Below are 24,631 nucleotides of genomic sequence, written 5' to 3'. Positions count from 1 at the left end.
TCCGGCAACTCGCGGGTCAGCGCGTCTTCCGCCAGATGCCCCAGCGTAATGCTGCCCGGACGGATATGACGGCTCTCCACCGCTTCCTGGGCCAAGTGATCGCCTTGCACACTATTGGCTGCCAGCTGATCAGAACCAATTGCTCCAGGGATGAGGTGAATCGGGTTTACTGCGCCTGCTGCCAGTTGGTCGGAGCCGACTGCACCTGCCGCCAGATGGCTGGAGTTCACCACGCCGTCCGCCAGATGACTGGAACTTACTGCACCTGCCGCCAGGTGGCTGGAGCCGACCGCTCCATCCGCCAGATGAATGGAACTTACTGCGCCTGCTGCCAGCTGGCTGGAGCCGACTGCACCATCCGCCAGGTGGCTGGAGTTCACCACGCCGTCCGCCAGATGGCTGGAACTTACTGCGCCCACCGCCAGGTGGCTGGAACCTACTGCGCCTGCTGCCAGCTGGTTGGAGCCGACTGCCCCATCAGCCAGGTGGCCGGAGTTCACCACGCCGTCCGCCAGATGGCTGGAACTTACTGCGCCCGCCGCCAGGTGGCTGGAACCTACTGCGCCCGCTGCCAGATGACTGGAGCCGACCGCTCCGTCCGCCAGATGGCCGGAGTTTACCGCACCGTCCGCCAGGTGGCCGGAGTTTACCGCACCGTCCGCCAGCTTCGCGCCGCCGATGCTGCCGTCTTTCAATTCATGAGTCAAAGCATCCTTGGCCAGATGCTGCAGTGTAATGCTGCCTGGGCGGATATGACGGCTCTCCACCGCTTCCTGGGTCAGATGATCGCCGTGTACACTTCCGGGAGCCAGCTGGAACGGACCAACGGAGCCTGCCGCCAGCTTCTCGCCGCCCAGGCTGCCGTCCGGGACCAGTTCAGCGCTCAATGTCTCATGCGCCAAATGCTTCAGCGTAATGCTGCCGGGACGAATGTGGCGGCTCTCTACCGCTTCCTGGATCAGATGGTCGCCGCCCACGCTGCCGGAAGCCAATTGAGCGGAACCGATCGCTCCGGCGGCAAGCTTACCGCCTTCAAGGCTATTGTCCGGAAGCAGATCGGGAGTCAAAGCTTCCTGCGCCAGATGGTTGAGTGTGATGCTGCCGGGACGGATATGCTGTCCCTCCACCGCCCCCTGCGTCAAATGACTGCTGTTCACACTTTCCGGTGCCAGTTGGAAGGAACCGACCGCGTCTTCAGCCAGCTTTGCTCCACCGATACTGCCGTCAGGCAGCAGATCAGGGGTCAGCGTCTCCTCCGCCAAATGCTTCAGCATAATGCTGCCGGAACGGATATGGCGGCTCTCCACCGCTTCCTGGGTCAGATGATCGCCGCTCACACTGCCTGGGGCAATGTGAAAGGGACCGACCGCGCCACCCGCCAGCTTCTCGCCGCTGAGGCTGCCGTCGGGCAGCAGATCGGGAGTCAGAGTCTCCTGCGCCAGATGCTTGAGTGTAATGCTGCCGGGACGGATATGGCGGCTTTCCACCGCTTCTTGGACGAGATGGCCGCCGTATACACTGCCGGGAGCCAGATGGAAGGAGCCGACCGCACCGGCCGCCAGCTTCTTGCCGCCAAGGCTGCCGTCAGGCAGCAGTTCAGGGCTCAAAGCCTCATGCGCCAGATGCTTGAGTGTAATGCTGCCGGGACGGATGTGACGACCTTCCACCGTTTCCTGAATCAGGTGGTCGCTATGCACACTTCCGGGGGCCAACTGGAAGGAACCGACAGAATCCTCAGCCAGCTTCTCGCTCCCCAGACAGCCGTCAGGCAGCAATTCCGCGCTGCGCACCTCTTCAGCCAAATGCTCCAGCGCGATCTCCCCGTGGCGGATATGCCGGCCGGTGACCGTATCCTCGACCAGATGCTCGCCGCCGACGCTGCTCTGCTGCAGATGACGGAAGGAAACGGCATGATCCGCCAGCTTGGCTTCACCAATGCTTTCATTCTGAATTTGGATCGCAGAGATGGAATTTGGCAAAATATGCCCGTTCCCGATGGTCATCGGCCGGATATGTGCGCCGCCTACACTTCCCGGTGCCAGGTGTTTGCCTTGCACGGCAGTATCAGCGAGCGTATCCGGACCTACGGCGCCGGCAGCCAGATGTTCGGCAGTAACGGCTGCCGCTGACAGTTTGGCGGATTCCACACTGCCGTCTGCCAGTTTAGCGGACGTTACCGACAGATCGCCGAGCTTATCGGTTGAGACGCTTTCCGGTGACAGCTTCAGCGAGGTGATGGCGTAATCGGCCAAATGATGCGGCTGCACTGCGCCAGCGGCAATATGGATTTCTTTGACCGAGCCTCCGGCCAGCTTTTCTTCCGAAACCGCCCCGGCCTGCAGCGCAGATCCGCCTACGCTGTTCTCGCCAAGATGACGGCGTCCCACCGCACCCGGAGCCAGATGCTCCGCATCCACCGCAGATTCCTGGATTACCCGTCCGTTGACGCTGGAGTCAGCCAGATGCCGCTCCTCTACGGCACAGAAGACGATATGCTCTCCGCTTACCGCTTCCTTTCCAATAATGCCGGACGTTACTGCACCGGCTGCCAGTTTCGCAGTGCCGATCGCACCATCGGCGATCTTGGGTGCCGTCACGCTCTGCGGACGCAAATGCTCGGTTGTTACCGCTTCAGCCGCAAGCTGTTCACCAGTTACTGAATCTGCCGCAAGATGACTGGTCAGTACAGCCTGTTCCTTGATATGGCCGGAGCCCACCGAGTGCTGGGCGAGGTGAGAGTGGTCCACAGACTCGCGCTGCAGATGAAGCGAGCTGATCGCCTGCATCGCAATATGCGGGCTGCGCACTGCGGACTTAGCAATATGCCGGCTAATTACCGCCTCATCCGCGAGCTTGGTGCCGAGGATGCTTTGATCGGCGATTTTGGATGAGGTAATCGATTGTTCCACCAGTTGTGCAGTACCCACAGCCCCCTCCGCCAGCTTGACAAAAGATATGCTGCGGTCGGCCAGGTGGCGGCTGGCGATTTCCCCGTCGGCGATATGCGAGGCATTTACGCTGTCCGGACTGAGATGATGGCTGCGCACCGCCTTATCTCCCAGCTGCCGTGAGCCTACTGCACCGTCGGACAGATGCCCGCTTTCGATGACGCCGGAGCCGATCTGCTCTTTTCCGATAAGCCGGCTGGCCAGCTGTTCCCGCCCGATCGCCCCCGGGGCCAGATGCTTCGCCGTAATGATCCCGTCGCCGAGATGCCGGCCTTCGACCGCACCGTCGGCCAAATGCCCGCCGCCGATCTCACCGTCACCGATCTTCTCGCCGGATACCGCATGATCCGCCAACTTGGAGCGGTCTACGCTGCCGTTAACCAGATGGCGGCTGTCGATGCTGCTGGTCAGTATTTTCTCGCCGCTTACCGCGCCGTCCTCCAGCAGCTCTCCTGTAATTAACAGTTCGGAGAGATGGCGGCTGCTGATGGCCCGGTCGGCGATCTGCTCACCGCCGATAATCCGGTCCGCCAGCTTTTCCGGACCGATGCTGCCGTTCTTCAGCTTTTCGCCGCCGATCGAATGGTCCAGCAGCTTGCCGCCGTTGATACTGCCCTCGGCCAAATGCTCTCCTAGCACAGATTCGGGGGCAATCTTGGAGGCCGTAATCGCCTTGTCCGCGATATTGATGCCTTGCACAGCGTAGTCCTGCAGCCAGGGAGTTCCGATAATACCGTATTTCAGCTTGGAGCCGTCGATCGTGCGGGGAGCAATCTTCTGGCCGGTGACAGCCGAATCTGACAGATCATCGGTGTACACCTTCTGCAGACGTTCCTTTTCCGGCAACGGCTGTATTACCGGAGCTGTCAAGGGTGGCTCTGCCGCTGCTGTTGGCGGAGTAATCTTCTCCTCCTCCGGCAGCTCCTGCACAGCCGGGCTGGATTGCAGCGGCGGTTCGGCAACTCCCACACCGCTGATCAGCAAGGTCTTTTCCTCCTCTGCCGGGGATTGCGCGGCAGGCGCTTGTGCGGCAGGTACCTGCACATCTTTTGCCGGTTCAGCTGCATGCTGCGCCACAGATTCCTGCGGAGCAGCCCCCTGCACGGCGGATGCCGGCGCAGCGGATGATTGTATTGAGGCTGCCCTCGCCTCCGATGCAGGTTCAACCGCAGGCGTATGTCCGCCCTGTATCCTTGGACTGCTTCCCAGCATGCTCAGTTCTTCTGTTCTCGGATTATCCACAATATAGAGTCTTTTTTTGTAACCGCGGTTGTTCTTTCTGGAGCCCTTCACAAGCAGTCTCCTCCTTCCATCTGATGTTTCTCCTTGGCATCATATGCAGCGGAGTAGGCGAATGACACCTTCCAAACACACCCCACAAAGTGAAGCTGATACTATCGGGGTCTATTCCGGGTACTTTGCGGGGACCCCGCTAACACACCCTACAAAGTGAAACCGATGCTTATTCAGGGCGCTACCCGAATACGGTACGTTGTATCTATTGTTCTATTGCACTTTGTGCAGCAGATTTAAGTAAGGATCACTGCTGATCCAGATCTAATGCAGAACGTGCAACAGATTTCGCTAGACAGGGGCTTTCCGAGACACTCCGGCAAATTCAGTTGCACAAAATACAGCAGATGGCCATTTGCCGCTGAACACAAGTCATTCTATTGCGCACAAATACACTAGATAAGTTGAACAAAAGAACTACACACAAAGATTGAACTGCGGAGGGGAAGTTTATCTGGAGGAGCGGTAGTTTCCGCCTGAAGCCTTCCTCTTTCCTCCGGGTAGCTCGCCTCATCAAGCACAGGCTGTCACCCGGATTTGGTTCAAATCTGGAACCTGGGGACAGCTGCCGGAAATCCAATCGATTCCCCCGCAGTTGCAATCACATCTCAGGAGCTTTTCATAAGTTAAACTTATTTAGTTCGATTTCGGCACACTAATTCAGCCTTTTTTACAGATATAAAAGATCTAATTTGATTATCGTAACTTAATTCGGAGGAAATCGGCGTAATCATTGATTTTTGTTCATATTAGTTGGCGGATATCCATCTAGATTTGCAGTAAGCCCTATGCAGAGGAAATTAGGTAATGATTTTCCAACTATATAATGTGGAACAAAAGAAAACACACAAGGGGAACTGCTCACCCGGATTTTAGCCTTAGCCTTAGCCAGGAGGGTTCAAATCTGGAAGTCTGCGGGCGGACAGCTGCCGGAGGTCCAATCATTTCAAGAGTTCACTACCTTATATAGAAGTTAACCCGGCCTCCCCGAAGCATCCCCACTCCTTCCTGCCATACAGCCGCTCAAAAAAAGGGCATCTGCCGCCGCACATCCGTCCATCCTGGCACACCCGTACAAACATACACTAAGGGAAGAGAGGGGAACATCCGTGCAGAAATGACAGAAGATAACGGGAGGAAGAAACATGGGGCACAAGCTCGTTGGAATACTGCTAAACGCCGCTATGCACCGGGGGGTTCCCCGGCTTCAGACAGGACAGGAGTCCATCGCCAACTATGAGGAAGCCGCCGCCGCCTTCGGACTGATTCCCTGCTTCCTGAAGCTGTCGGATATCGATATGAAATCAGGGTTGTGCATAGCCTATTTAAAATATCCCGAGGGGTACCGCAGAGTCGCCATTCCCGTCCCGGCAGTCATTCACAACCGGGCAATTTATGACCGGGACAGCCGGGAAATCGAACAACTGGTCCGGCAGGGCCTTATGGTATTTAATACATGCAACCGCTACGGCAAGGATCAGATTCACGGGCTGCTGGAGCAAAATGAAGCGCTCCGGGAGTTCCTTCCGGCAACCGCATCCGGATATGCCGGGCTGAAGGACATGATGCAGGAGTATCCGGATCTGATTCTGAAGCCGAGCAGGGGAAGCGTCGGCCAGGGGGTCATGCGCCTGACGGGCACCGGCTCCGGACGCTGGAACTGGATGTACCAGCAGGCGGGCAGCAGACGCTGGGTCAAGGCAAGCGTCAGGCAGTCCGCCCTGCCGGCCGTGCTCCGGGCGCGCCTCTCCAAAGTATCGTATGTGGTGCAGGAACGCATTCCGCTGGCCGAAATCGACAAGCGTCCCTTTGATCTCCGCGTAACGGTCCAGCGCGGCTGGGGCGGAGAGTGGCAGGTCACCGGCATGTTCGCCAAGCTGGCGGCTGAGGGCAGCTTCGTCTCCAACATCGCCCGCGGCGGCGAAGCGCTGCCGTCCGCGCTTGCACTGGAGCGGGCATTCGGCAGCGCGGATGCGGCGCAGCTGCGCTGCTCCGTCGCTTCGCTCAGTCTCGCCGTCGCCCGGGAGCTGTCGCTGAGCCTTCCCGGCCTGGCCGACATCGGCCTGGACATCGGGGTGACCCGGGATAAGCGTGTCGTGTTCATTGAATGCAACGCCCGCGACCAGCGTTACGGCTTCCGCAAAGCCGGTCTCGGCGGGGCATGGAAGGACAGCTACCGCAGACCGATGGGCTATGCCCGCCAGCTGCTTGAGGCCCCCTCGCTCTACAACGGTTATTGATTTGTCTCCGTTTCTATGTCAAGATAATGCAGAGCGGCAAAGGTCCCGTCACCGGGACCTTTGTGCTGTATCATGGAAGGGAGATGGGCATGGTTAAACATTTGCTGCGGCTGATGACCGAGCTGTCCTCATACCGATGGCTGTCCCGGTTAATGGGCGCTTTTTCCCATAGCAGACTTAGCCGTAATTTTATCCCGGCATTTATTCGCATGTATCAGATTCCGGCCGGCGAGGCGGAGAAGGACCCCGCCCAATACCGGTCGCTGAATGAATTCTTCAGCCGGCGGCTGAAGCCGGGAATGCGTCCCGTCGCCGGCGGGGACGGGCAGGTCGTGAGCCCCGTAGATGCGCGAATTACCGCCATGGGCGAGCTGGACTCCGGCACCATTATGAATGTCAAAGGCCAGGATTACCGCCTGGAGGAGCTGCTCAACCACTCTCCGCATCTGGAGTTATACAAGAAGGGCTTTTTCTTCGTGCTGTATTTAAGCCCGACCGACTATCACCGGATTCATGCCCCCATCAGCGGACGCAAGGTGGAGAGCGATTATATCCGCGGACGCGCTTATCCGGTCAACGAATTCGGCATGAAGCATATGAAGAATGTTCTTAGCCGCAACGAGCGGCTGATTACCTATATCGCCGGGTCGGACGGAGAAGCGGCGGTGGTAAAGGTAGGTGCGATGAACGTCAGCAGCATCCGCTATTCCGACGAACAGGCGGGAAGCTGGGCGGCCGGCGATGATCTGGCCTATTTCGAATTCGGTTCCACCGTCGTCCTGCTGCTGGAGAGCGGCACGTTTACCCCAAGACCCGGCCTGACCAGTGAAACCAAGGTAAAGATGGGGGAACTGCTCGGGACCATGAAGCGTCTGGCCTGAATCAGAATCGGCATTTCAGTAAGGCATTCACCGCCCTGGAGGCGGGGGTGTCTTATTTTTATTCCGCTGATTTCAGCACCTAGTCCGGCTTGCTTGCCTGTATATTTAAAATTTTATATTTAGAAATTTTTACCGCTTTACAAATCTCTCTACTCCTCCGATATACAAACCAGAAGAACATGACATCAGGAGGAAGATTGCAACATGGGCAAACTGAAGAACTGGTTTCAGCGAATACAACATATGTCGCTCCGGATGAAGCTCCCCGGAATGATTACCCTGCTCGTCATAGCCATCGTGCTAGTGTTATCCGTCTCGGTATACCAGCTCGGGTCCAATCTGCTACTTAAGAAAAGCAAGGATGAAATCAATGCCAATGCCGACCGGATCGGAGAAAACCTCTGGACTGCCGTACAGCTGGAAGGTCAGGCCTCATTCATCATGTCCACCGAGGAACTGTTCCGCGTGCTGCTGGAGCCGGCGGGGGCAGGTTCCGGAGACGGAGCGGGACCGGAGGGCGGCATGTTTCAGGGCAGCGCTTCCCCGGCACAGCTCGTCAACGCCAAGCTCGCGGAAGTAGCGGCAAGCTCCCAGGGAGTCCAGTCGCTTATCGTGCTCGATGCCAAGGGTACCATTGTCGCCGGCAGCAACCAGGACACCATCGGCGAATCCCGGGCAGACCGTGAATATTTCCAGCAAGCGCTCAAGGGCGAGGCTTTCATCAGCGACGCGCTGTTATCCAAGAGCACCGGCAAGCTGATCATCGCATTCGCCCATCCGATCAAAAACAATAACGGCAAAGTCATCGGCGTATATTCCACCAACGTGGATACGAACTTTTTCATGGATAAATTGGGCAAAATCCAAATCAACGGTACAGGGCAGATCGAGATTCTGAGCCGCAGCGGAACGGTCATGTACAACTCCAAGGACAGCTCGCGGGTAGGCACAGAACCGGAGGGGGTAGAATCGCTGCTCGCCATGGACACCCAAGGCGAAATTATTATCGGCCAGGCAGAGCTTGAAACCGAATATCTCCGTTACAACAAAATCCCCGATGCGGACTGGATGATTGCCGTCATTGATTCTTATAAGGATATTCAGAAGCCGATTAAAGATATGCTGCTCAAAATCATCGGCATCGCGATATTCGCCGTGCTGCTGTCGACCGTGTTCGGACTGCTGATCTCCCGCTCCATCACGCGGCCGGTGGTACAGCTCAGCAAGCTTTTTAGAATACTGTCCGGGGGTGACCTCAGCGTGGAAGCGGGCGGCAGCTATAAAAGCGAATTCAAGCAGCTCGCCGACAGCTTCAATACTATGGTCCGGAACAACCGCGCGCTCATCGCGGATATGAATACGTCCATCGCTGTCCTTGGGGCAAGCACCAGAGAGCTGGAAACCTCCTCGGCGCAGACAGCCAAATCGATTGCCGAAACCACTTCCGGAGCGGCCGAAATCGCCAAGGCAATGGAATCGCAGGCCGATGACACGGAAATGATCGCCGATAAATTCACCGGCTTCGGCGAGAAGTTCGTCTCGATGAACCACCGCGCCCAGTCCGTCAAAGAGCGCGCCGGGGATATCGTTACGGTATTCCACGACAGCAGCGGAGTCATCGCCGAGCTGTCCCGGATTAGCGGACAAAATGATGCCGAGGTGCAAAACATCACCGCCATCACCCAAAAGCTGCAGCACAGCTCGGACAGCATCGGCCAGATTACCGGAGCGATTAATACAATCGCCGCCCAGACCAATCTGCTGGCCCTGAATGCTTCCATTGAGGCGGCCAGAGCCGGTGAAGCCGGGCGCGGCTTTGCGGTAGTCGCCTCCGAAATCCGCAAGCTGGCCGAGCAAAGCGCCCAGCAGGCCGGGGAAATTAACGGGATTATCGGCCAGAATCTGGCCTTCGTGCAGGAGAACTACCGGAGCGTACAGGAAATCAAAGATATTTCGGCGCTGCAGGAGGAGTTCGTGGGCAGGACGCAGCAGGCGTTCGACGTCATTTATGAACATGTTGCGGATATCGCGGAACAAATCCGGGTGATGGCCGAAGAGCTGGCACTGATGCAGCACGACAAGGAAGAAATGCTGGAATCCGCACAGAACCTGTCGGCCTCCGGCGAAGAGGTCTCCGCTTCCGTAGAGGAGGTTACCGCGACGATGCAGGAGCAGTCGGCGATGGTCCAGCGGCTCTCCGGCATGGTCGAAACGATCGACCGCCTTACCTCCAAGCTGGAGGAGGCCGCCTCCCGGTTCAAGACAGAATAATCCGGCTTGGCTCACATCTAAATAGCCCCGCTTATAGATCCGGCAGCGAGCCATCTATAGGCGGGGCTTTTTTTAAAATACTAGAGATTCTTAAGGATACACGACCTCGGTTCCGGCAATAAAATCATGCAGGGCTCTCTTGTCATCCCGCAGCCCGACCATGAATGCACTGACCACGATGGCGATTCCAAGGGTCAACGCATAAATGATGTTTGCCACCAGATTGCGCAGCAGCATAGTTCCGATTCCCGGCGGAGACTCATCGCTCACTTTCTGGATTCTGATTCCGCAGATCCGCTTCCCTACCGTGTACCCGCGCCAGAACACCGGCAGCAGCAACATATACACAAACATAAGTGCATCGGACAGACTCTCATCGCCGGGGTCGCCGGTGATCGCGTCACTGATAAGGCTTAGGGGGATACCAATAATGATTGCATCCAATATAGCCGCTCCCAATCGGATCCAAAATCCGGCAGGTCTCATAACAATCACTCCTCTGTACTCTATTCAACCTATCGCACAAATGTATTGGCGACACGCTTGGACCGCATAAAATAAGTCCCCCATATGACAAAATAGACCGCCATTCTGACGAGCTCGGGGATCGTTCCTTCGGTCATCGGCCCGGTCAGCGGAATATTCAGCAGCAAAACATAGTCGATAATACTGGTCAGCAGGCCGCTGCCGAACAGGATCGCCATTAAGCGAAGCATAATCCATTTCCGTTCTCACATAGTTCCCCCTGATGATTCAATATCGGCACACCTCTCATCATACCTTATGGAACTGGAGATATCACCAATATTTTGAAGACGCTTGTCCGTTAGCCACAAATCTTCCACAGCAAAAAAATAACCCCACAAAGTGGGGTATTGCATTCAGCCGGCCATGCGACAATACCATTGCGTCCTATTCCGTTACCTTGCTCTGGTTGGCCACTTCACGGGCTTTCTGCTGCACTTCCTCCGGTTCGCCCAGATAAAAGCGGCTCAGCGGCTTGACGTCATCATCCAGCTTATATACGAGCGGTACGCCGGTAGGCACATTGAGATTAAGCAGCTCGGTTTCGGGAATGTCCTCCATATACTTAATCAAAGCCCGCAGCGTATTGCCGTGCGCCGAAATCAGCACCCGCTCCTTCTTGCGGATCAGCGGCACAATCCGCTTGCCCCAGAAGTCGCCGACCCGGTGCACCGTATCCTCCAGGCTCTCGCCGCGCGGAATATCCCCCGGTCTGACCTCCTTGTAACGGACATCGTTCCGGGCATACCGCGGATCATCCGGCTCCAGGAGCGGCGGACGGACCGAGAGGCTGCGCCGCCAGATATGCAACTGCTCTTCGCCGTATTTCAAGGCCGTCTCCGTCTTGCTGAGACCCTGCAGGGCGCCGTAGTGGCGCTCGTTGAGCTTCCAGGATTTCTGCACCGGAATCCACAGCAGGTCCATCTCCTCCAGCACCAGGTGCAGCGTCTTGATCGAACGCTTCAGCACAGAGGCAAAGGCCAGATCAAACGTGTATCCGGCTTCCTTCAGCAGCTTGCCGGCCGACTTCGCTTCCTGCACCCCTTTCCCGGTCAGATCGGGGTCGCTCCAGCCGGTGAACAGGTTCTGCCGGTTATAATCGCTTTCGCCATGGCGGATCAATACGATTTCGTACATGTTCTCTCTCTCCTTCTCCCATGTGTAATGAAGTCCAAACGGCGTGCATCTGAGCCCAAATAAAGAAACGGCTTCACCGCGAGAGGCGGGAGCCGTCATTGCTCTATTTCATATTATTCCCCAAAAAAAGCCGCCGGGAATCCGGCGGGTGTTCCGGGGGATGGCCCCGGGCTTTGCATCAGCCGGTCCGGCGGACCTTTCCGGGCCAAGGCAGCTTTCGCCTAGCGGATTTCCGAAGGGCTTTTGCCCGTATGCTGCTTGAACTGGCGGCTGAAAAAGAAAATGTCGCGGTAGCCCAGCGCATCCGCCACCTCCGTCACATTCATCCCCGCGTACAGCAGCAGGTGCTGGGCCCGTTCAATCCGCGCCCGGATGACGTAGGACTGCACCGACGAGCCGGTGATCTCCTTGAATTTGATCGAGAAGTAGCGGGGAGAAAGTCCGGCCCGCGCCGCTAAGTCCTCCACCCGGTGCGCCAGTCCCGGATGCTGGCTGACGTAGTTGGCGACCTCGTGGATCACCTCGGAGAGCTGGTTGCTGACATGCCGTTCCACAGGAACCATGCGGTCTTCCCGCAGCAGATGGATCATCAGCTGCTTGAGGATCAGCCGCCCTTCCTCCTCCGCAGCGAAGGTCTTGACCAGGAACAGGCGGACGTAGCGGGCCAGCAGATGCTCGAATTCCACCGTCTCCTTCAGCACCCGGTATGGCTCGGGAATTTCGGTCACCGGCTCGGTCACGTCAAAATGAATATAAGAAATCACCAGCGGCTTCTGCGGGTTATGCGTGGCATGGGTGAAATCGCCCGGCCGGAACAGAAAACAGCTGCCCTTGCTGACCTGAAAAGGTTCCCCGCTGCGCACAACCGTGCCTTCCCCGCTCCAGATATAAAACAAATCATAATTTTGCAGCGGCTTCTCTCTTTTCTGCCATTTCCAGCCCGGCTCGCAGAAGATCTTGGCCAGGGACGGCAGAATGACAAAAGAGGACGGCGATGCATGCAGCATAATGCTCCCTCCTGAAATGTTACCAATTTACTCAGGCGCTCAACCGCCTGTGTGCTCTTTATTCCATCATACCTTGTCTGGAATGATTTTGTACATCATTCCAGGCCGCCAGGAGCCGGCTTATGCCTTCCCGCAGCGCTTCCGGTTCAAGGTGGGCGAACGAGAAGCAGGCCGCCGCTTCGCCCGGCGCCATCCGGTACAGCGCCGCGTCGCGGAAGTCGGCTTGCCGCGCTGCGGCCGCCGCCTGGAAGGCGGCGAATTCTGCCGCGCTGCGCCGCCAGCGCGCATAGATGTGCAGCCCGGCGTCGCCGGGCAGCGGCTCAAACAGCGCGCCCAGCTGCTCTGCCAGCAGGCTGCGCAGGAGCCGGGCGCGCCCGCCGTAGAGGCGCGTCATCCGCCGCAGATGGCGGCCGTAGCCGCCGGTGGCCATGAAGCGCGCCAGCGCCCGCTGCTCCAGCGCGCCTGCCGGCTGCGGCTCGTACAGCGCCTTGGCTGCGGTTACCGGCGCTACCAGCGCGGGCGGCAGCACGGCGTAGCCCAGCCGCAGCCCGGCGAACATGCTGTTCGTGAAGGAGCCGACGTAGACGACCCGCTCCTCGCGGTCCAGCGCCTTGAGCGGCTCGATGGGGCGGCCGGCCCAGCGGAACTCGCTGTCGAAATCGTCCTCGACGATGACCGCGCCCCGGCGGCTTGCCCACTCCAGCAGCTGGCGCCGCCGCTCCAGCGGCAGCACCGCTCCGGTGGGATACTGGCGGCTCGGGGTTACGAACAGGAGCCCGGCCTCCCAATCCTCCGGCCGGAGCCCGCTTTCGTCTACCCGGCCCGCCAGCAGCCGCCCGCCCGCGATCTCCACCGCGCGGCGGATGCCGTGAAAGCCCGGCTCCTCGACTACGGCGGGGCTGCCGGCATCCAGCAGCAGCTGGGCCAGCAGCACGATTCCCTGCATGGAGCCGCTGAACACGACAATCTGTCCGGCGTCGGCGCGGATGCCCCGCGTAATCCGCAGGTGCGCCGCTATCGCCTGCCGCAGGCCCCGATCACCCTGCGCCGGGCTCCGGCTCTCCAGCAGGCCGCCGCCTTTGCCGGCCGCATAATGGAGCGCGCTCCGCCACTCGGCGTAGGGGAAATGCTCCATAGGCATCCCGGCGCCGCAGAAGCTGATGCGCTCCGCCGCCGCCGCTTCGCGGTCCGGCGGGCGGCGCTCCAGCAGCCGCTCCCCCCAGGCGGACAGCCGGATGGCGGCAGGCGCAGCGCCGCTTGCACCGCCGGGGCCAGGCGCAGCGCTGCCAGCGCTCCGGGGGCCAGGCAGTGCTGCGCCGGCGCTTCCGCCGGACGCCCCGCTGTTCCCCGCCGCCGCGAACCCGCCGCTTCCCTCAGGCGCTCCGGTACGCTCCGCCGCTGTGAGCCCGCCGCTTTCCTGTCGCCCCGCGTCGCTCTTAGCCGCCATAGCACCACCCGCATCGCCGGCGGAGAAAAAGCTGTGCGGCGAGACGAAGGTGCCGCGGCCGACAGCGGCCTGAATGTACCCATCGGCCAGCAGCATGTCATACACCTGCGAGGCCGAGCCCCGCGACACCTGATAGAGCTCCGCCAGCTTGCGCGTGGAGGGCAGCCGGGTGCCGCCCGGCAGCGTGCCGTCCAGAATCGCTGCACGCAGCGCATGGTACAGCGCCAAATATTTACGGCGGTACACCGCCAGATACTGGTCGAACGCAAGCGTAAAGTTCATTCCTCCACCCCTCTCCCCTGCAGCAATTGGACCAATAAAATTAATGTAAACCGGTCCTTTTTCTTTGTCAATTTATCCATTATGCTGAATAAAAATTATTACATCATTTATGGAAGGACGTGCTGCAATGCGCAGACGAGAATTCAAGATCGAAGAGGAGAACGAGCTCTCGTTGTTTCTGGACAAGATGAGCTTCGGCTTCCTCGGCACGGCTGACGGGCAGGGCAACCCGCGGGTCACGCCGCTTAACTTTGTTTATAAGGATGGCATCTTCTATTTCCACGGCAGCCATGCCGGCGGCAAAATGGAGCATATCGCAGGAAGGCCGCAGGTGTGCTTCACCGTAGCCGATGAATTCGCGTTGATTCCTTCTTACTTCAGTGACCCGGAAATGGCCTGCCCCGCCACCGCCTTCTTTAAGAGCGTCACCGCCTACGGGCGGGCCGAGAAGGTGCAGGACTTAAGCGAAAAAGCGGCCGCCATGTCGCTGTTCATGCAGAAGCTGCAGCCCGAAGGCGGCTATGCGCCGATTGATCCCGAAGACCCGCGGTACCGTCCCGCGCTCAAAGCCGTAGCGGTGGTCCGCATCGTTCCGGATGAGATCACGGCCAAATTCAAGTTCGGCCAGAACCTGGGGGAAGAAGCGCGGGATGCGGTCATCCGCGGCCTGGAGCAGCGGGGCGGGGAGCGGGACGGCGAGACCGTGGAAATGATGAAACGGTACCGCCCTTTTCACGGCTGAACAGACCGGCTTTGCCGGGCGACAATTTTTCGCAAACAATTTACAAAAAGGCGGCTTTCCTCAGTGACGGTTCTGCAGTGCGGTGATATAATGTTAGGCAATGTTAACGTATATCCCAGATAAATACCGGAAGGATGAAACCACTGATGAATCCACTGGCTGGTCAATTGAACGAAAGTATCAAGGCAGGCAACCCGCATGTTTACGACATGCTTTCAAGCCTGGGCAAGGCGATTTATTTTCCTAAAGAGGGGATCTTAAGCCAATCCGCCGAAGCGACGGCCCACGCCAAAAAATATAACGCAACCATCGGCATCGCCACCGAGAACGGCGTCCCGATGCATCTTGCTGTTATCCAGGATAAGCTCTCCGCTTACAGTCCCAAGGACCTGTACGGTTATGCACCGCCCGCAGGCAAGCCGGAGCTGCGCACCGTCTGGCGGGAGAAGATGCTCCGCGAGAATCCGTCGCTCGAAGGCAAATCCTTCGGCAACCCGGTGGCGACCAACGCCCTGACCCACGGACTCAGCATTGTGGCCGATCTGTTCGTCGAAGCGGGCGACGCGATCATCTATCCGGACAAGAACTGGGAGAACTACGAATTGACCTTCGGCATCCGCCGGCTCGGCGAGCTGGTGAACTACCCGCTGTTCACCGAAGACATGAAATTCAACAGCGACGGTCTCCTGGAAGCGCTGCTGGCCCAGAAGGACCGGGGCAAAGCTGTAGTGCTGCTGAACTTCCCGAACAACCCAACCGGCTACACACCGGGCCTTGAAGAGGGCGAGGCCATCGTGGCCGCCATCCTCCGCGCCGCTGAAGAAGGCATCAATGTCGTGGTTGTCAGCGATGACGCCTATTTCGGATTGTTCTTTGAGGATTCACTGAAGGAATCGCTGTTCGGACGCCTTGCCGGTCTCCATCCGCGCGTGCTTGCCGTGAAGGTGGACGGCGCAACCAAGGAAGAATTCGTCTGGGGCTTCCGTGTCGGCTTCATCACCTACGCTTCGGAAGACAAGGATCTGCTGGCCGCACTTGAACAGAAGACGCTTGGCATTATCCGTGCTACGATCTCCAGCGGCTCCCATCCGTCGCAGACCTTCGTGCTGGATGCGCTCAAGAACCCGGACTTCCCGGCCCAGAAGGAAGAGAAGTTCCAGATCATGAAAGGCCGCGCCAACAAAGTGAAGGCTCTGCTGGACAGCGGGAAATACGGCGAGGATGTATGGACTTATTATCCGTTCAATTCCGGTTACTTCATGTGCCTGAAGCTGCGCACCGTGCCTGCCGAAGCACTGCGGCTCCACCTGATCCACAACTACGGCCTGGGTACGATCGCGCTCGGCGAGACCGACCTGCGCATCGCGTTCTCCTGTATTGAGGAAGACCAGCTAGAAGACCTGTTCGACATGGTGTATGCCGGCATCCGCGATCTGGAGAAGGAGCAGGCTTAGCCATACGGACGAATCCTTATTGCCTCAAGTGGCAGGCTTTTGAAGAATAGAGGTGTTTTCTGCCGTTAATTTCAGCCTGTAGACATTTTCAGCAGACTAGTGGGAATTTCTGACTCTAATTCAGTAAGGTTTGGCCAAATTGGCCATTTCAGCAGAATTAGAGGAAGATCTTCCCTTTATTTTTGTGGATAGCAGTGTATTAACTCTCTTGAAATCGATCCTTCATCAAGGTCGGAAAGATACATAGCTGTCCCCCTCCGCTATGCCTATAAGACGATTCGCCAAAGGATTGTGCTTTCCTGCCCGGTCTATGAGCCTATGCGGCCCCGGCTATTTTTCGCCCCCTTACGGCACCAGCCTATACACCTTTTGCCCTCCGCACATACAATACGGTGTACTCACTCAGGTACAACAAACCACTCACGCGAAAGGGGAATGAACATGAGCGAAGAAGTAAGAGGCGGATACGGATACGGCGGATTTACTAGCACTGGTGCAATCCTGGTACTCTTCATCCTGCTTGTCATCATCAGCCGTTCACTGTTTGTCTAACCGGGATTGAACCTCCCGGGAGGGAGCTTTGACAGCTCTCTCCCCTCCCAGTGTTGACAGCATTCCCTGGGCAGCCGGAATCCCGGAGTATCTCGACATACTTCTTGGTTATACACCGGCATCTTGCCTTTCGGCAAGAGCCACGGCGCATTGGATGCGCCAAAAAGACGCCTTGCGGAGAACATCTCCTCAAGGCGTCTTTGCTTGGCCGGGGAATCCGTATGATGTTTCGGCAGGGCGGCTACAGATCGTCGTCCGGTGCCGCTTCTTTGCGCTGCAGATGATTGCGGAACAGATAGCATACCAGGATCCCGGCAGCCAGTGTGCCGAGTGCCGGCAGCGGCCGCGTTCCCAGGGTGAGCAGCAGCGGCCAGCCGGTCACCGCGGCCAGCACCAGATGGGCGCGGGTAATGAACTGGACACTGCTGCGGCCTTTGCTGCCTTCCGGCAGCGGATAGACGGTCAGCCAGAAGGATTCGCTGTGCAGCTTGCGCAGCGCCGACAGCTGCACGCCGAGCAGGAAGACGAACAATACATAAATGCCGCTGCCGAGATAGCTGCTGCGGTTCCATAAGACCAGCAGCATTGAGAGTACGGCAATCCGCAGCACAATGCCGAAGATATCGCCCCGCGCGAAGCTCTTGGTCAGCAGGAAGCGGTAGGCCTTCTCCTTCCGCCACGGCAGCCCGCTGCCCCAGCGGGACAGGTAACGCCGCGGGTACACCCGCTGCTCCCGTCCCGGCACATCCACGAACCACCCGAGCACCATCAGCGCGCGGGCTCCCTGGTTCTTCTCCGTCGCGATCAGCCGTTCCCACGGAACGGACAGCCGCTTCGGCACCGCCAGCGCGGCCGCATAAGCTGCGCCCAGCAGCACGATGAAGATCAGTGCCTGAAGCGGCGGCTGCCACAGCCACGCGGCCACCATCAGGCCGGCGACGGCCCAGCGCAGCAGCTGATATGCGCCGGCGGCGGAGCGGGACTGCATCGTCAGCTCCCGCCATAGTCCGCAGCTGGCCAGCAGCTTCACCAGCGCCAGCACCAGAGCGGTGGCCAGCAGCGCCTGCGGCTTCGTCTCCGTGCGTATGTAGAGCGGCCACAGCGTGATTAGTACAATCAGCAGTCGAAGCAGCTTCCAGACGTTGCCGCTCACCCAGGCCGGAGCGAAATACTCCCGCATCCGGTGGCCCTGCGGTAGCAGGAAGATCGTATCGGGCTGCTGCAGATAAGTCCGGAAACCGCTGTGCGCCGCAGCGGGGACGAGCAGCACCAGCATGATCCAGCGGATCGGAAGATCCTGCGGGACATCGCGGAGCAGCGACGTATACCAGGCCGAGAAGACTATCAGCACCAGGATAAATACCATGGCCACACCGCTTTGAATAATATAACCCATATAAGGCAGCAGGCTTCCCATGAACCTGCCGCGCCGCTTGCGGCGGAGCTCCCTCAGGTCCATCCTATTTCCCTCCCTGAACCAGCTCGTAGAACAGCTGCTCCAGATTCTGGGCCCGGCCGCCCGCGGCGGCGTTCATCTCGGCCAGCGTTCCCTGGGCGATTACCCTGCCGTGATGCAAGAGCACAAACCGGTCGCAGTAGTTCTCGATCGTGGAGAGGATATGGGAGCTGAGCAGAATCGAGGCTCCCGAAGTTTTGAGGTCCATCATGAAATCGAGCAGGGACCGGATACCCAGCGGGTCGAGTCCGAGAAAAGGCTCGTCGATGACATACAGCGCCGGCCGGGCCACGAAGGCGCACATAATCATTACCTTTTGCTTCATGCCCTTCGACAGATGGGCGGACAGAGTGTCCATTTTGTCTTCCATATTAAACAGTCTGGCCAGCTGCAGGCTGCGGCTCTCATAGTCAGCACGGTCAACGCCGTACGATCTGGCCGTGAACTCCACATGCTCCCGGACGGTCATTTCCTCGTACAGCAGCGGAGCTTCAGGTACGAAGCTCAAGGCATTATGATAGCTCTCGGGGTCCTTGGCGCGTGTCTTCCCCTGCACGGTGATGTCGCCTTTATGCGGCGACATCAGACCGAGAATATGCTTCATGGTCGTGCTCTTGCCCGCTCCGTTCAGCCCGATCAGACCCACCATCTCGCCCGGCTGCACCGTAAGCGCCACATCGTGAAGCACCGGCTTGTTCAGGCTGTATCCGCCGCTGAGGCCGGTAATTTCCAGCACCGGGGCTGTGTTCATCGGCCATCGCCTCCCGTGGTTTTATTCTTGAGCCATCTCGGCGCACCTTTGTTCTTGCGGCTCTTCTCGCTCTCGGCGCTGCGCTTCTTGCCGCCCGGCGCAGCGGTCCCTCGGCCCGTTGCGGCTGTGCCGCGCCCGGCGGGCGCAGTTCCCGCGCTGCGCCGCTGCTGCGGCCGCGTCTCCCCGCCGGGCGCCGCATCGGCATCGCTCCGGCGCCCGGCGCGGGCGCTGCCATGCTCCGGCTGCGCGCCGGAGATCCGCGCCGGCTTGCCTTCACCGTGCAGCCGTTCTGCTTCGCTGCGCGCGCCACCGGCGCCGCCGCGTCCTTTGCCGGACTCGCGTACGGCGCGCGCCTCGTCCGCCGCCACCGCTTTGCCGGCCAACAGCTCGCGCGGCTCCAGCCGGATATCCAGCTCGCGGGCAAATTTGCGCATAATGAACGTCTGCTGCTCCGTGACGATCGAGACCGATGTGCCGCGCTTGCCCATCCGCCCGGTCCGGCCGGCCCGGTGCACATAATGCTCGGCATCAAAGGCCGGGTCATAGCTGACGACAAGCGCCAAATCCTCAATGTCCAGTCCTCTGGCCGCCACATCGCTGGCCACCAGTACACGGAACTTGCCGTCCCGGAATCGGCTCAGCACATGGCTGCGCGTAACCTTGTCGGCATCGCCATACAGCGCCGCCGCCGGCAGCCCCAAATAATTCAGCTTGGCCTCCACCTCAGCGATATCCTCGGTGGCATTCACAAACACTATCGTCCGCTTTGGATTGAATCCGCGGATCACCCGGCGGAGCATATCGATCTTGTTCCGTTCTTCGCTGACCACATAGATATGCTCCAGCCCTCCGGCGGTCATTACGCCGGGTTCAATGCCGATCTCGGCCGGATTCTTCATCTCCCGGGCCGCCAGGGTCCGGGTCTCTTCGCCCAGCGTGGCTGAAAGCATGACCAGTTGGCGCGTGCGCAGCGCACTGGCGACAATCTTGGCTACCTCGCCTGCTCCGCTGAGCTGGAACATCTGATCAGCCTCGTCCAGCACAATCGTACTGACTTCGTGCATCTTCAGCTTGCGCAGCCCGATCAGTTCCCGCACCCGTCCGGGGGTGCCCACTACCAGCTGAGGATGCTCGCGCAGCTTCTCGATCTGGCGCTTGATCGCTGCTCCGCCGATCAAAGCCTGCATCTTGATGCCGCGATGGGCGCCGTAGCGCTCCGCCTCGCGGACAATCTGCATCGCCAGCTCCTGGGTCGGCGCCAGCACCAGCTTCTGCACCACTTTCTGCTGCGGGTCGATTCCCTGAAGCAGCGGCAGCAGGTAGGCCAGGGTTTTGCCGGTTCCTGTCTGGGACGCGGCGAGCACGTCTCTTCCCGCGAGCAGCAGCGGAATGGTCTGCTCCTGAACCGGGGATGGGGCGGTAATGCCGAATTCCGACAGCCTGGCAACCAGATCGTCCTCGATGCCGATGGCCGCAAAAGAAGCTTTATTCATAACAAGTGTTCATCCTTTTCGCTTGAAATAATAGAATATCTTCATTATATGCCAAAAAGGCCTCTCCACCAAATGGAAGGCCGTGTTGGTACCGCTGTGCGCCTGGAAACTTCGCTGACAGGGGGCTTCCCCCCGGACATTCCGGCATATTGCATGTTATTTCCGGTTCATTGCATTATAAGTAAGCCTGTCGGCCAGACGCGGGAACAAAGCGTAAAGACGGATGCCGATCGCCGCAAGCCGGGGCAGGTCCACTTCTTCCTTGCCCTTCTCCATCAGCTTGACAATCTGCTTCGCCACATACTCCGGCGCCATCATCATCCAGGCCACATTCTTCTCATAGTTGCCGGAGGGGTCGGCTGTCTTGAAGAAATTGGTGGCAATCGGTCCCGGATTGACTGCAGAGACGACAATCCCCCGCTTGCGCAGCTCCTGACGGAGCGCATTGGTGAAGCCCAGCACCGCATGCTTGGTGGCGGTATAGGCGACAGCCCGCGCAGAGCCGATCTTGCCGGCCATGGAGGCCACATTGACAATCTGGCCGCTGCCCCGCTGCAGCATATGCGGAACGACTGCCTTGGTACAGCGGACAATACCCATGTAATTTACATCCATCATGTCATCGAATTCCGCAGGCTCCATCTCGGTAAAATCGGCAAATTTGCCATACCCCGCATTGTTAAGCAGAATATCGATTCTGCCGTAGACGGCCAGAATTTCCGCGAATACCCGGGTTACCTGCTCCTCATCCTGCACATCGCATACGTACAGCCCAAATACGCCCGCAAGTTCGGCCGCCACCTGCTGCAGCTTCTCCTCCGAACGTGCGAGCAGCACGGGAATGGCGCCTTGCCTGCTGAGCAGCTGTGCCGTAAGCGCTCCGATTCCGCTGGAAGCTCCCGTTATCACGACAACCTTATCTTGTAGAAGCATGAATTCCGATCACTCCTGCCTGTCCGGTTTAAGAGATCATCACCTGAATATCAAGTTCTCCGATGCCATCCATCACAAGCGGAATGCTGAGCGCTTTGCCCGGCGTTACTGTCATGTTGTCAGTCTTCATCAGCTTCGGCGGTGTGATATCGACCGCTACACCCTGATTGGAGAGAATGGTGCTGGCGTTGCCGCTGATCATGTTGCCGAGCTCTGAGATTGCACTCTGTCCCATTTCATCCATCTCTGTAATCACATATCCGCCCATCATGGCCGACACAATCTTCAACGCCACCTGCTCGGCCAATCCAAATATAATATCTCCGCTTAGCTGGCCGGTCATTCCCACTTGAATCCATATATGATTATCGATCAGTTCAATATCCTTAACGCCCAGATTGCCGGTGGATGGCGAGACCTGTATCACCTGCTCAATAACAATTCGTGCAGATTCTAGAAATGGATTGATTACTTCTGCTTTCATGAAAGTGCTGTCCCTCCTCTACCGTCCTTTTGTCGTAAACCTTAAGTCCCATCAATAATGATTAATTATACTTCATATATCGGTATTATTCACCAAAAATTAAGCTCTTTGTCGAAGGAATCTCCCGGCAAGTTTCCGTTCCGACATTGCTCTGCCGGGTGTAATCTCCTATAATTTAATAAAATAACAACACCCGGCGTAAGCTATTCCGGAAATCCCCGTAGGATCGGCCTTGTTTTTTCATTTATAGATCCCTGTCATTACTACGTTTACAGCACAACCATTATAAGCTGCCCTTTCGAGATGGCCGTGAACGCGGTCCCATCCGGCAGGCCCAAAGGGGGAAATTCATGAATATCAGCCAACTGGAGACCTTAATCACCATTTCCAAAACCATGAGCTTCCGCAAGGCGGGTGAACTGCTGAATCTGACTCAGCCGGCAGTGTCAGCCCAGATCAAAAGCCTGGAAGAAGAGTTCAAAACCCAACTGGTCGACCGGAACCAGCCCGTAACCCTAACTGACAGAGGGCAAGTATTCCTGAGTCATGCCGAGCAAATCGTAGGTATTGTCGAGGAATTGAAGCAGCGCCTTGCGGATCTGGATGAGAATCCCCAGGGGCATATTGTTCTCGGCACCACCACCTCGATTGCCATTCAAATTCTGCCGCGCGTTCTGTCATACTTTCAGGACCAGTTCCCTCATATCAAAACATCGATCTCCTCGATGTCATCGTCGCAAATTTACCAGCATGTCGAAAATGGCCTCGTCGATGTCGGCATCGGCTATCTGATCGGCGACAGTCCGGGAATGACCACTTCCGTGCTGTACTATGATACTTTTGAGCTTGTCGTTTCGCCCCGACATCCGCTGGCGGAGACCGGCTCCGCCGAGCCGGCAGTGCTTGGCCAGATCCCGCTGATTCTGCTGTCCCCGGACACCGTGGGCCGCCGCTTCGCCGATGAAGTGTTCGCGCGCCACGGCATCCAGCCGCATGTCATCATGGAGCTGACCAGCAGCGAGGAAGTGAAGCGGATGGTCGAGCTTGACCTTGGTGCGGCGGTAATCTCCAGACAATCAGTCATGTCCGAAGTCCGGGCCGGCACCCTCAAAATTGTGCCCATCGCCGAGCTGGAGGTCAGCCATCCCGTCGGCGTCATCACCAAAGCCGGCAAATATGTCACCTCCGCCATGCGGCAGTTCCTGAGCGATCTGAAGGGCATGAACGAAACGCAGTTTATTGGATAATGAGCCCCACAAAGTGACGCGAAGCTAACGATGCTTATTCCGATTACTTTGCGGGGACCCCGGTAAACATAACCCCATAAGCTGCCCACAAAGTGAACATGATACTGCCGACGCTTATTCCGGGTACTTTATGGGGACCCCTAAGCAGCCCCACAAAGTGAACATGATACTGCCGACGCTTATTCCGGGTACTTTATGGGGACCCCTAAGCAGCCCACAAAGTGAAGATGCTGCTGCCGATGCTTATTCCGGGTACTTTTTGGGGAGCCCTAAGCAGCCCACAATGTGAAGATGCTGCTGCCGATGCTTATTCCGGGTACTTTATGGGGACCCCTAAGCAGCCCACAAAGTGAAGCCTACGCGCGCCCCCTGTTCCATTACTTTGGCCAAAGGAGATGTTAACGTCCATGAAGTTTGACCTGCATACCCATCATTTCCGCTGCGGCCATGCCGACGGAACGATCCGGGATTATATTGAGGCCGGTATAGCGGCCGGTCTTCAGGTGATCGGGATTTCCGATCACACGCCTTATTTTGCCGATCCCGCCGAGCAAGCCTTTCCTCGTATCGCCATGGCCAAGTCCGAGCTGGCCCGCTACGTCGACGAAGTGCTGGCCCTGCAGCAGGAATATGCCGGCCGCATCGATGTGCTGCTGGGCATTGAATCCGATTACTTTGAGCCGCACGCTGGACTGTACCGGGATACGCTGGCAGCCTATCCTTTCGACTATATCATCGGCTCTGTACATAGCGTCGATGGGGTCAGCATCTTTAATAAGGGCCGCTGGAAAGGCCTTGGCGCGAAGGAAAAACGGCGGGTTAAGGGCGAGTACTACCGCCTGATCGACGAATCCGCCCGCAGCGGCATGTTCCAGATTCTTGGCCATATTGACGCCATGAAAGGCAATTTCCCGGAGTTTGCGAACATTCCCGCCGCTGCGGAAGTCGATGAAGCGCTGCGCGTCATCGGTGAGTGCGGCCTGGCCATCGAGATCAACACTTCGGGGGGCACCAAGCTGTGCGGCGGCTGGTACCCGTCGGACGATATTCTGGAGCGGGCGCTGCATTACGGCGTGGAAGTTACCTTCGGCTCCGACGCGCACAAGCCCTCCCGGGTCGCCGATCAGCATGATGCTGTTGCCGCCCGGCTGAAGGAGATCGGGTTTAAGCATTGGGTGTATTTCAAGCGCAAAGAGAAACAGACCGTTATGCTGTAGCCGTAAAATGACCAAAGCCTCCCTCTGCGGATTCCTTCGCAGAGGGAGGCTTTTTTCTGAGGGCAAGCATATCCATTGGTACGAAAGGTCTGTTGGATCTAGTTACCCGCGCTGCAGCACATTGTATTCGATTTTTCGAATACAATTGGGCCGGTTACACGCGCCGCAGCACATTGTATTCGATTTTTCGAATACAATTGGGCCGGTTACACGCGCCGCAGCACATTGTATTCGATTTTTCGAATACAATTGGGCCGGTTACACGCGCTGC

The 24,631-nt window shown here is 58.1% G+C and carries 18 protein-coding genes and 1 pseudogene; 8 read left to right on the top strand and 11 right to left on the bottom strand.

What is annotated here, in order from left to right:
- A pseudogene (locus F1381_RS23700) lies at positions 1-4,241 on the bottom strand (hypothetical protein); the annotation flags it as partial.
- A 1,145-nt stretch (positions 4,242-5,386) separates the two neighbouring features.
- On the opposite strand from F1381_RS23700, the gene F1381_RS23695 reads away from it, so the two are divergent.
- The 3 genes from F1381_RS23695 to F1381_RS23685 all read left to right on the top strand — a co-directional run bounded on the left by F1381_RS23695 (position 5,387) and on the right by F1381_RS23685 (position 9,633).
- Complete coding sequence (locus F1381_RS23695) at positions 5,387-6,481, top strand: YheC/YheD family endospore coat-associated protein (RefSeq protein ID WP_151737311.1); 1,095 nt, start codon at positions 5,387-5,389, stop codon at positions 6,479-6,481.
- 89 nt (positions 6,482-6,570) lie between these two features.
- Entirely contained in the window at positions 6,571-7,362 is a 792-nt protein-coding gene (asd, locus tag F1381_RS23690; RefSeq protein ID WP_151737310.1) for an archaetidylserine decarboxylase, read from the top strand.
- 204 nt (positions 7,363-7,566) lie between these two features.
- On the top strand, positions 7,567-9,633 hold the full coding sequence (locus tag F1381_RS23685) for a methyl-accepting chemotaxis protein (protein WP_151737309.1): 2,067 nt from the start codon (positions 7,567-7,569) through the stop codon (positions 9,631-9,633).
- A gap of 90 nt (positions 9,634-9,723) precedes the next feature.
- On the opposite strand, the gene F1381_RS23680 is transcribed toward F1381_RS23685, so the two are convergent.
- The 5 genes from F1381_RS23680 to F1381_RS23660 form a co-directional block, all read right to left on the bottom strand.
- On the bottom strand, positions 9,724-10,128 hold the full coding sequence (locus F1381_RS23680) for an RDD family protein (protein ID WP_187355540.1): 405 nt from the start codon (positions 10,126-10,128) through the stop codon (positions 9,724-9,726).
- A gap of 20 nt (positions 10,129-10,148) precedes the next feature.
- Positions 10,149-10,349, bottom strand: coding sequence for a DUF2569 family protein (locus F1381_RS23675; RefSeq protein ID WP_151737307.1), 201 nt, complete (start codon positions 10,347-10,349; stop codon positions 10,149-10,151).
- A gap of 196 nt (positions 10,350-10,545) precedes the next feature.
- A complete protein-coding gene (gene gpmA, locus F1381_RS23670) occupies positions 10,546-11,295 on the bottom strand; it encodes a 2,3-diphosphoglycerate-dependent phosphoglycerate mutase (protein ID WP_151737306.1) in 750 nt (249 codons plus the stop codon).
- Between the two features lie 221 nt (positions 11,296-11,516).
- Entirely contained in the window at positions 11,517-12,302 is a 786-nt protein-coding gene (locus F1381_RS23665; RefSeq protein WP_151737305.1) for a helix-turn-helix domain-containing protein, read from the bottom strand.
- A 58-nt stretch (positions 12,303-12,360) separates the two neighbouring features.
- Positions 12,361-14,031 carry an aminotransferase-like domain-containing protein gene (locus tag F1381_RS23660; protein ID WP_151737304.1) on the bottom strand — a complete coding sequence of 557 codons (1,671 nt, stop codon included), beginning with the start codon at positions 14,029-14,031 and terminating at the stop codon, positions 12,361-12,363.
- A 127-nt stretch (positions 14,032-14,158) separates the two neighbouring features.
- Here F1381_RS23660 and F1381_RS23655 point away from each other — a divergent pair, with 127 nt between their 5' ends.
- The 3 genes from F1381_RS23655 to F1381_RS28630 all read left to right on the top strand — a co-directional run bounded on the left by F1381_RS23655 (position 14,159) and on the right by F1381_RS28630 (position 16,779).
- On the top strand, positions 14,159-14,773 hold the full coding sequence (locus tag F1381_RS23655; RefSeq protein ID WP_151737303.1) for a pyridoxamine 5'-phosphate oxidase family protein: 615 nt from the start codon (positions 14,159-14,161) through the stop codon (positions 14,771-14,773).
- 146 nt (positions 14,774-14,919) lie between these two features.
- Complete coding sequence (locus tag F1381_RS23650) at positions 14,920-16,227, top strand: aminotransferase class I/II-fold pyridoxal phosphate-dependent enzyme (RefSeq protein WP_151737302.1); 1,308 nt, start codon at positions 14,920-14,922, stop codon at positions 16,225-16,227.
- Positions 16,228-16,668: 441 nt separating this feature from the next.
- A complete protein-coding gene (locus tag F1381_RS28630; protein WP_209443706.1) occupies positions 16,669-16,779 on the top strand; it encodes a YjcZ family sporulation protein in 111 nt (36 codons plus the stop codon).
- 241 nt (positions 16,780-17,020) lie between these two features.
- Here F1381_RS28630 and F1381_RS23645 read toward each other — a convergent pair whose 3' ends face one another.
- From F1381_RS23645 to F1381_RS23625, 5 genes are all read right to left on the bottom strand, one after another.
- Complete coding sequence (locus F1381_RS23645; RefSeq protein WP_151737301.1) at positions 17,021-18,238, bottom strand: ABC transporter permease; 1,218 nt, start codon at positions 18,236-18,238, stop codon at positions 17,021-17,023.
- 1 nt (position 18,239) lies between these two features.
- Positions 18,240-18,986, bottom strand: coding sequence for an ABC transporter ATP-binding protein (locus tag F1381_RS23640; RefSeq protein ID WP_151737300.1), 747 nt, complete (start codon positions 18,984-18,986; stop codon positions 18,240-18,242).
- Entirely contained in the window at positions 18,983-20,479 is a 1,497-nt protein-coding gene (locus F1381_RS23635; RefSeq protein WP_151737299.1) for a DEAD/DEAH box helicase, read from the bottom strand. Before F1381_RS23635 ends, F1381_RS23640 begins: the two co-directional genes overlap by 4 nt.
- A 156-nt stretch (positions 20,480-20,635) precedes the next feature.
- Complete coding sequence (locus F1381_RS23630; RefSeq protein WP_151737298.1) at positions 20,636-21,412, bottom strand: SDR family NAD(P)-dependent oxidoreductase; 777 nt, start codon at positions 21,410-21,412, stop codon at positions 20,636-20,638.
- Positions 21,413-21,440: 28 nt separating this feature from the next.
- Positions 21,441-21,896, bottom strand: coding sequence for a chemotaxis protein CheX (locus F1381_RS23625; protein ID WP_151737297.1), 456 nt, complete (start codon positions 21,894-21,896; stop codon positions 21,441-21,443).
- Between the two features lie 350 nt (positions 21,897-22,246).
- Between F1381_RS23625 and F1381_RS23620 the strand changes: the two genes are divergently transcribed.
- Positions 22,247-23,143, top strand: coding sequence for a LysR family transcriptional regulator (locus F1381_RS23620; RefSeq protein ID WP_151737296.1), 897 nt, complete (start codon positions 22,247-22,249; stop codon positions 23,141-23,143).
- Between the two features lie 407 nt (positions 23,144-23,550).
- Entirely contained in the window at positions 23,551-24,360 is an 810-nt protein-coding gene (locus tag F1381_RS23615) for a histidinol-phosphatase (RefSeq protein WP_151737295.1), read from the top strand.
- The last annotated feature ends 271 nt before the right edge of the window (positions 24,361-24,631 follow it).

Source organism: Paenibacillus tengchongensis, from assembly GCF_008973665.1.
Classification (GTDB): domain Bacteria; phylum Bacillota; class Bacilli; order Paenibacillales; family Paenibacillaceae; genus Paenibacillus_AQ; species Paenibacillus_AQ tengchongensis.
Note: the sequence above shows the minus strand (reverse complement) of the source record. Positions and strands in the feature narration are given on the sequence as shown.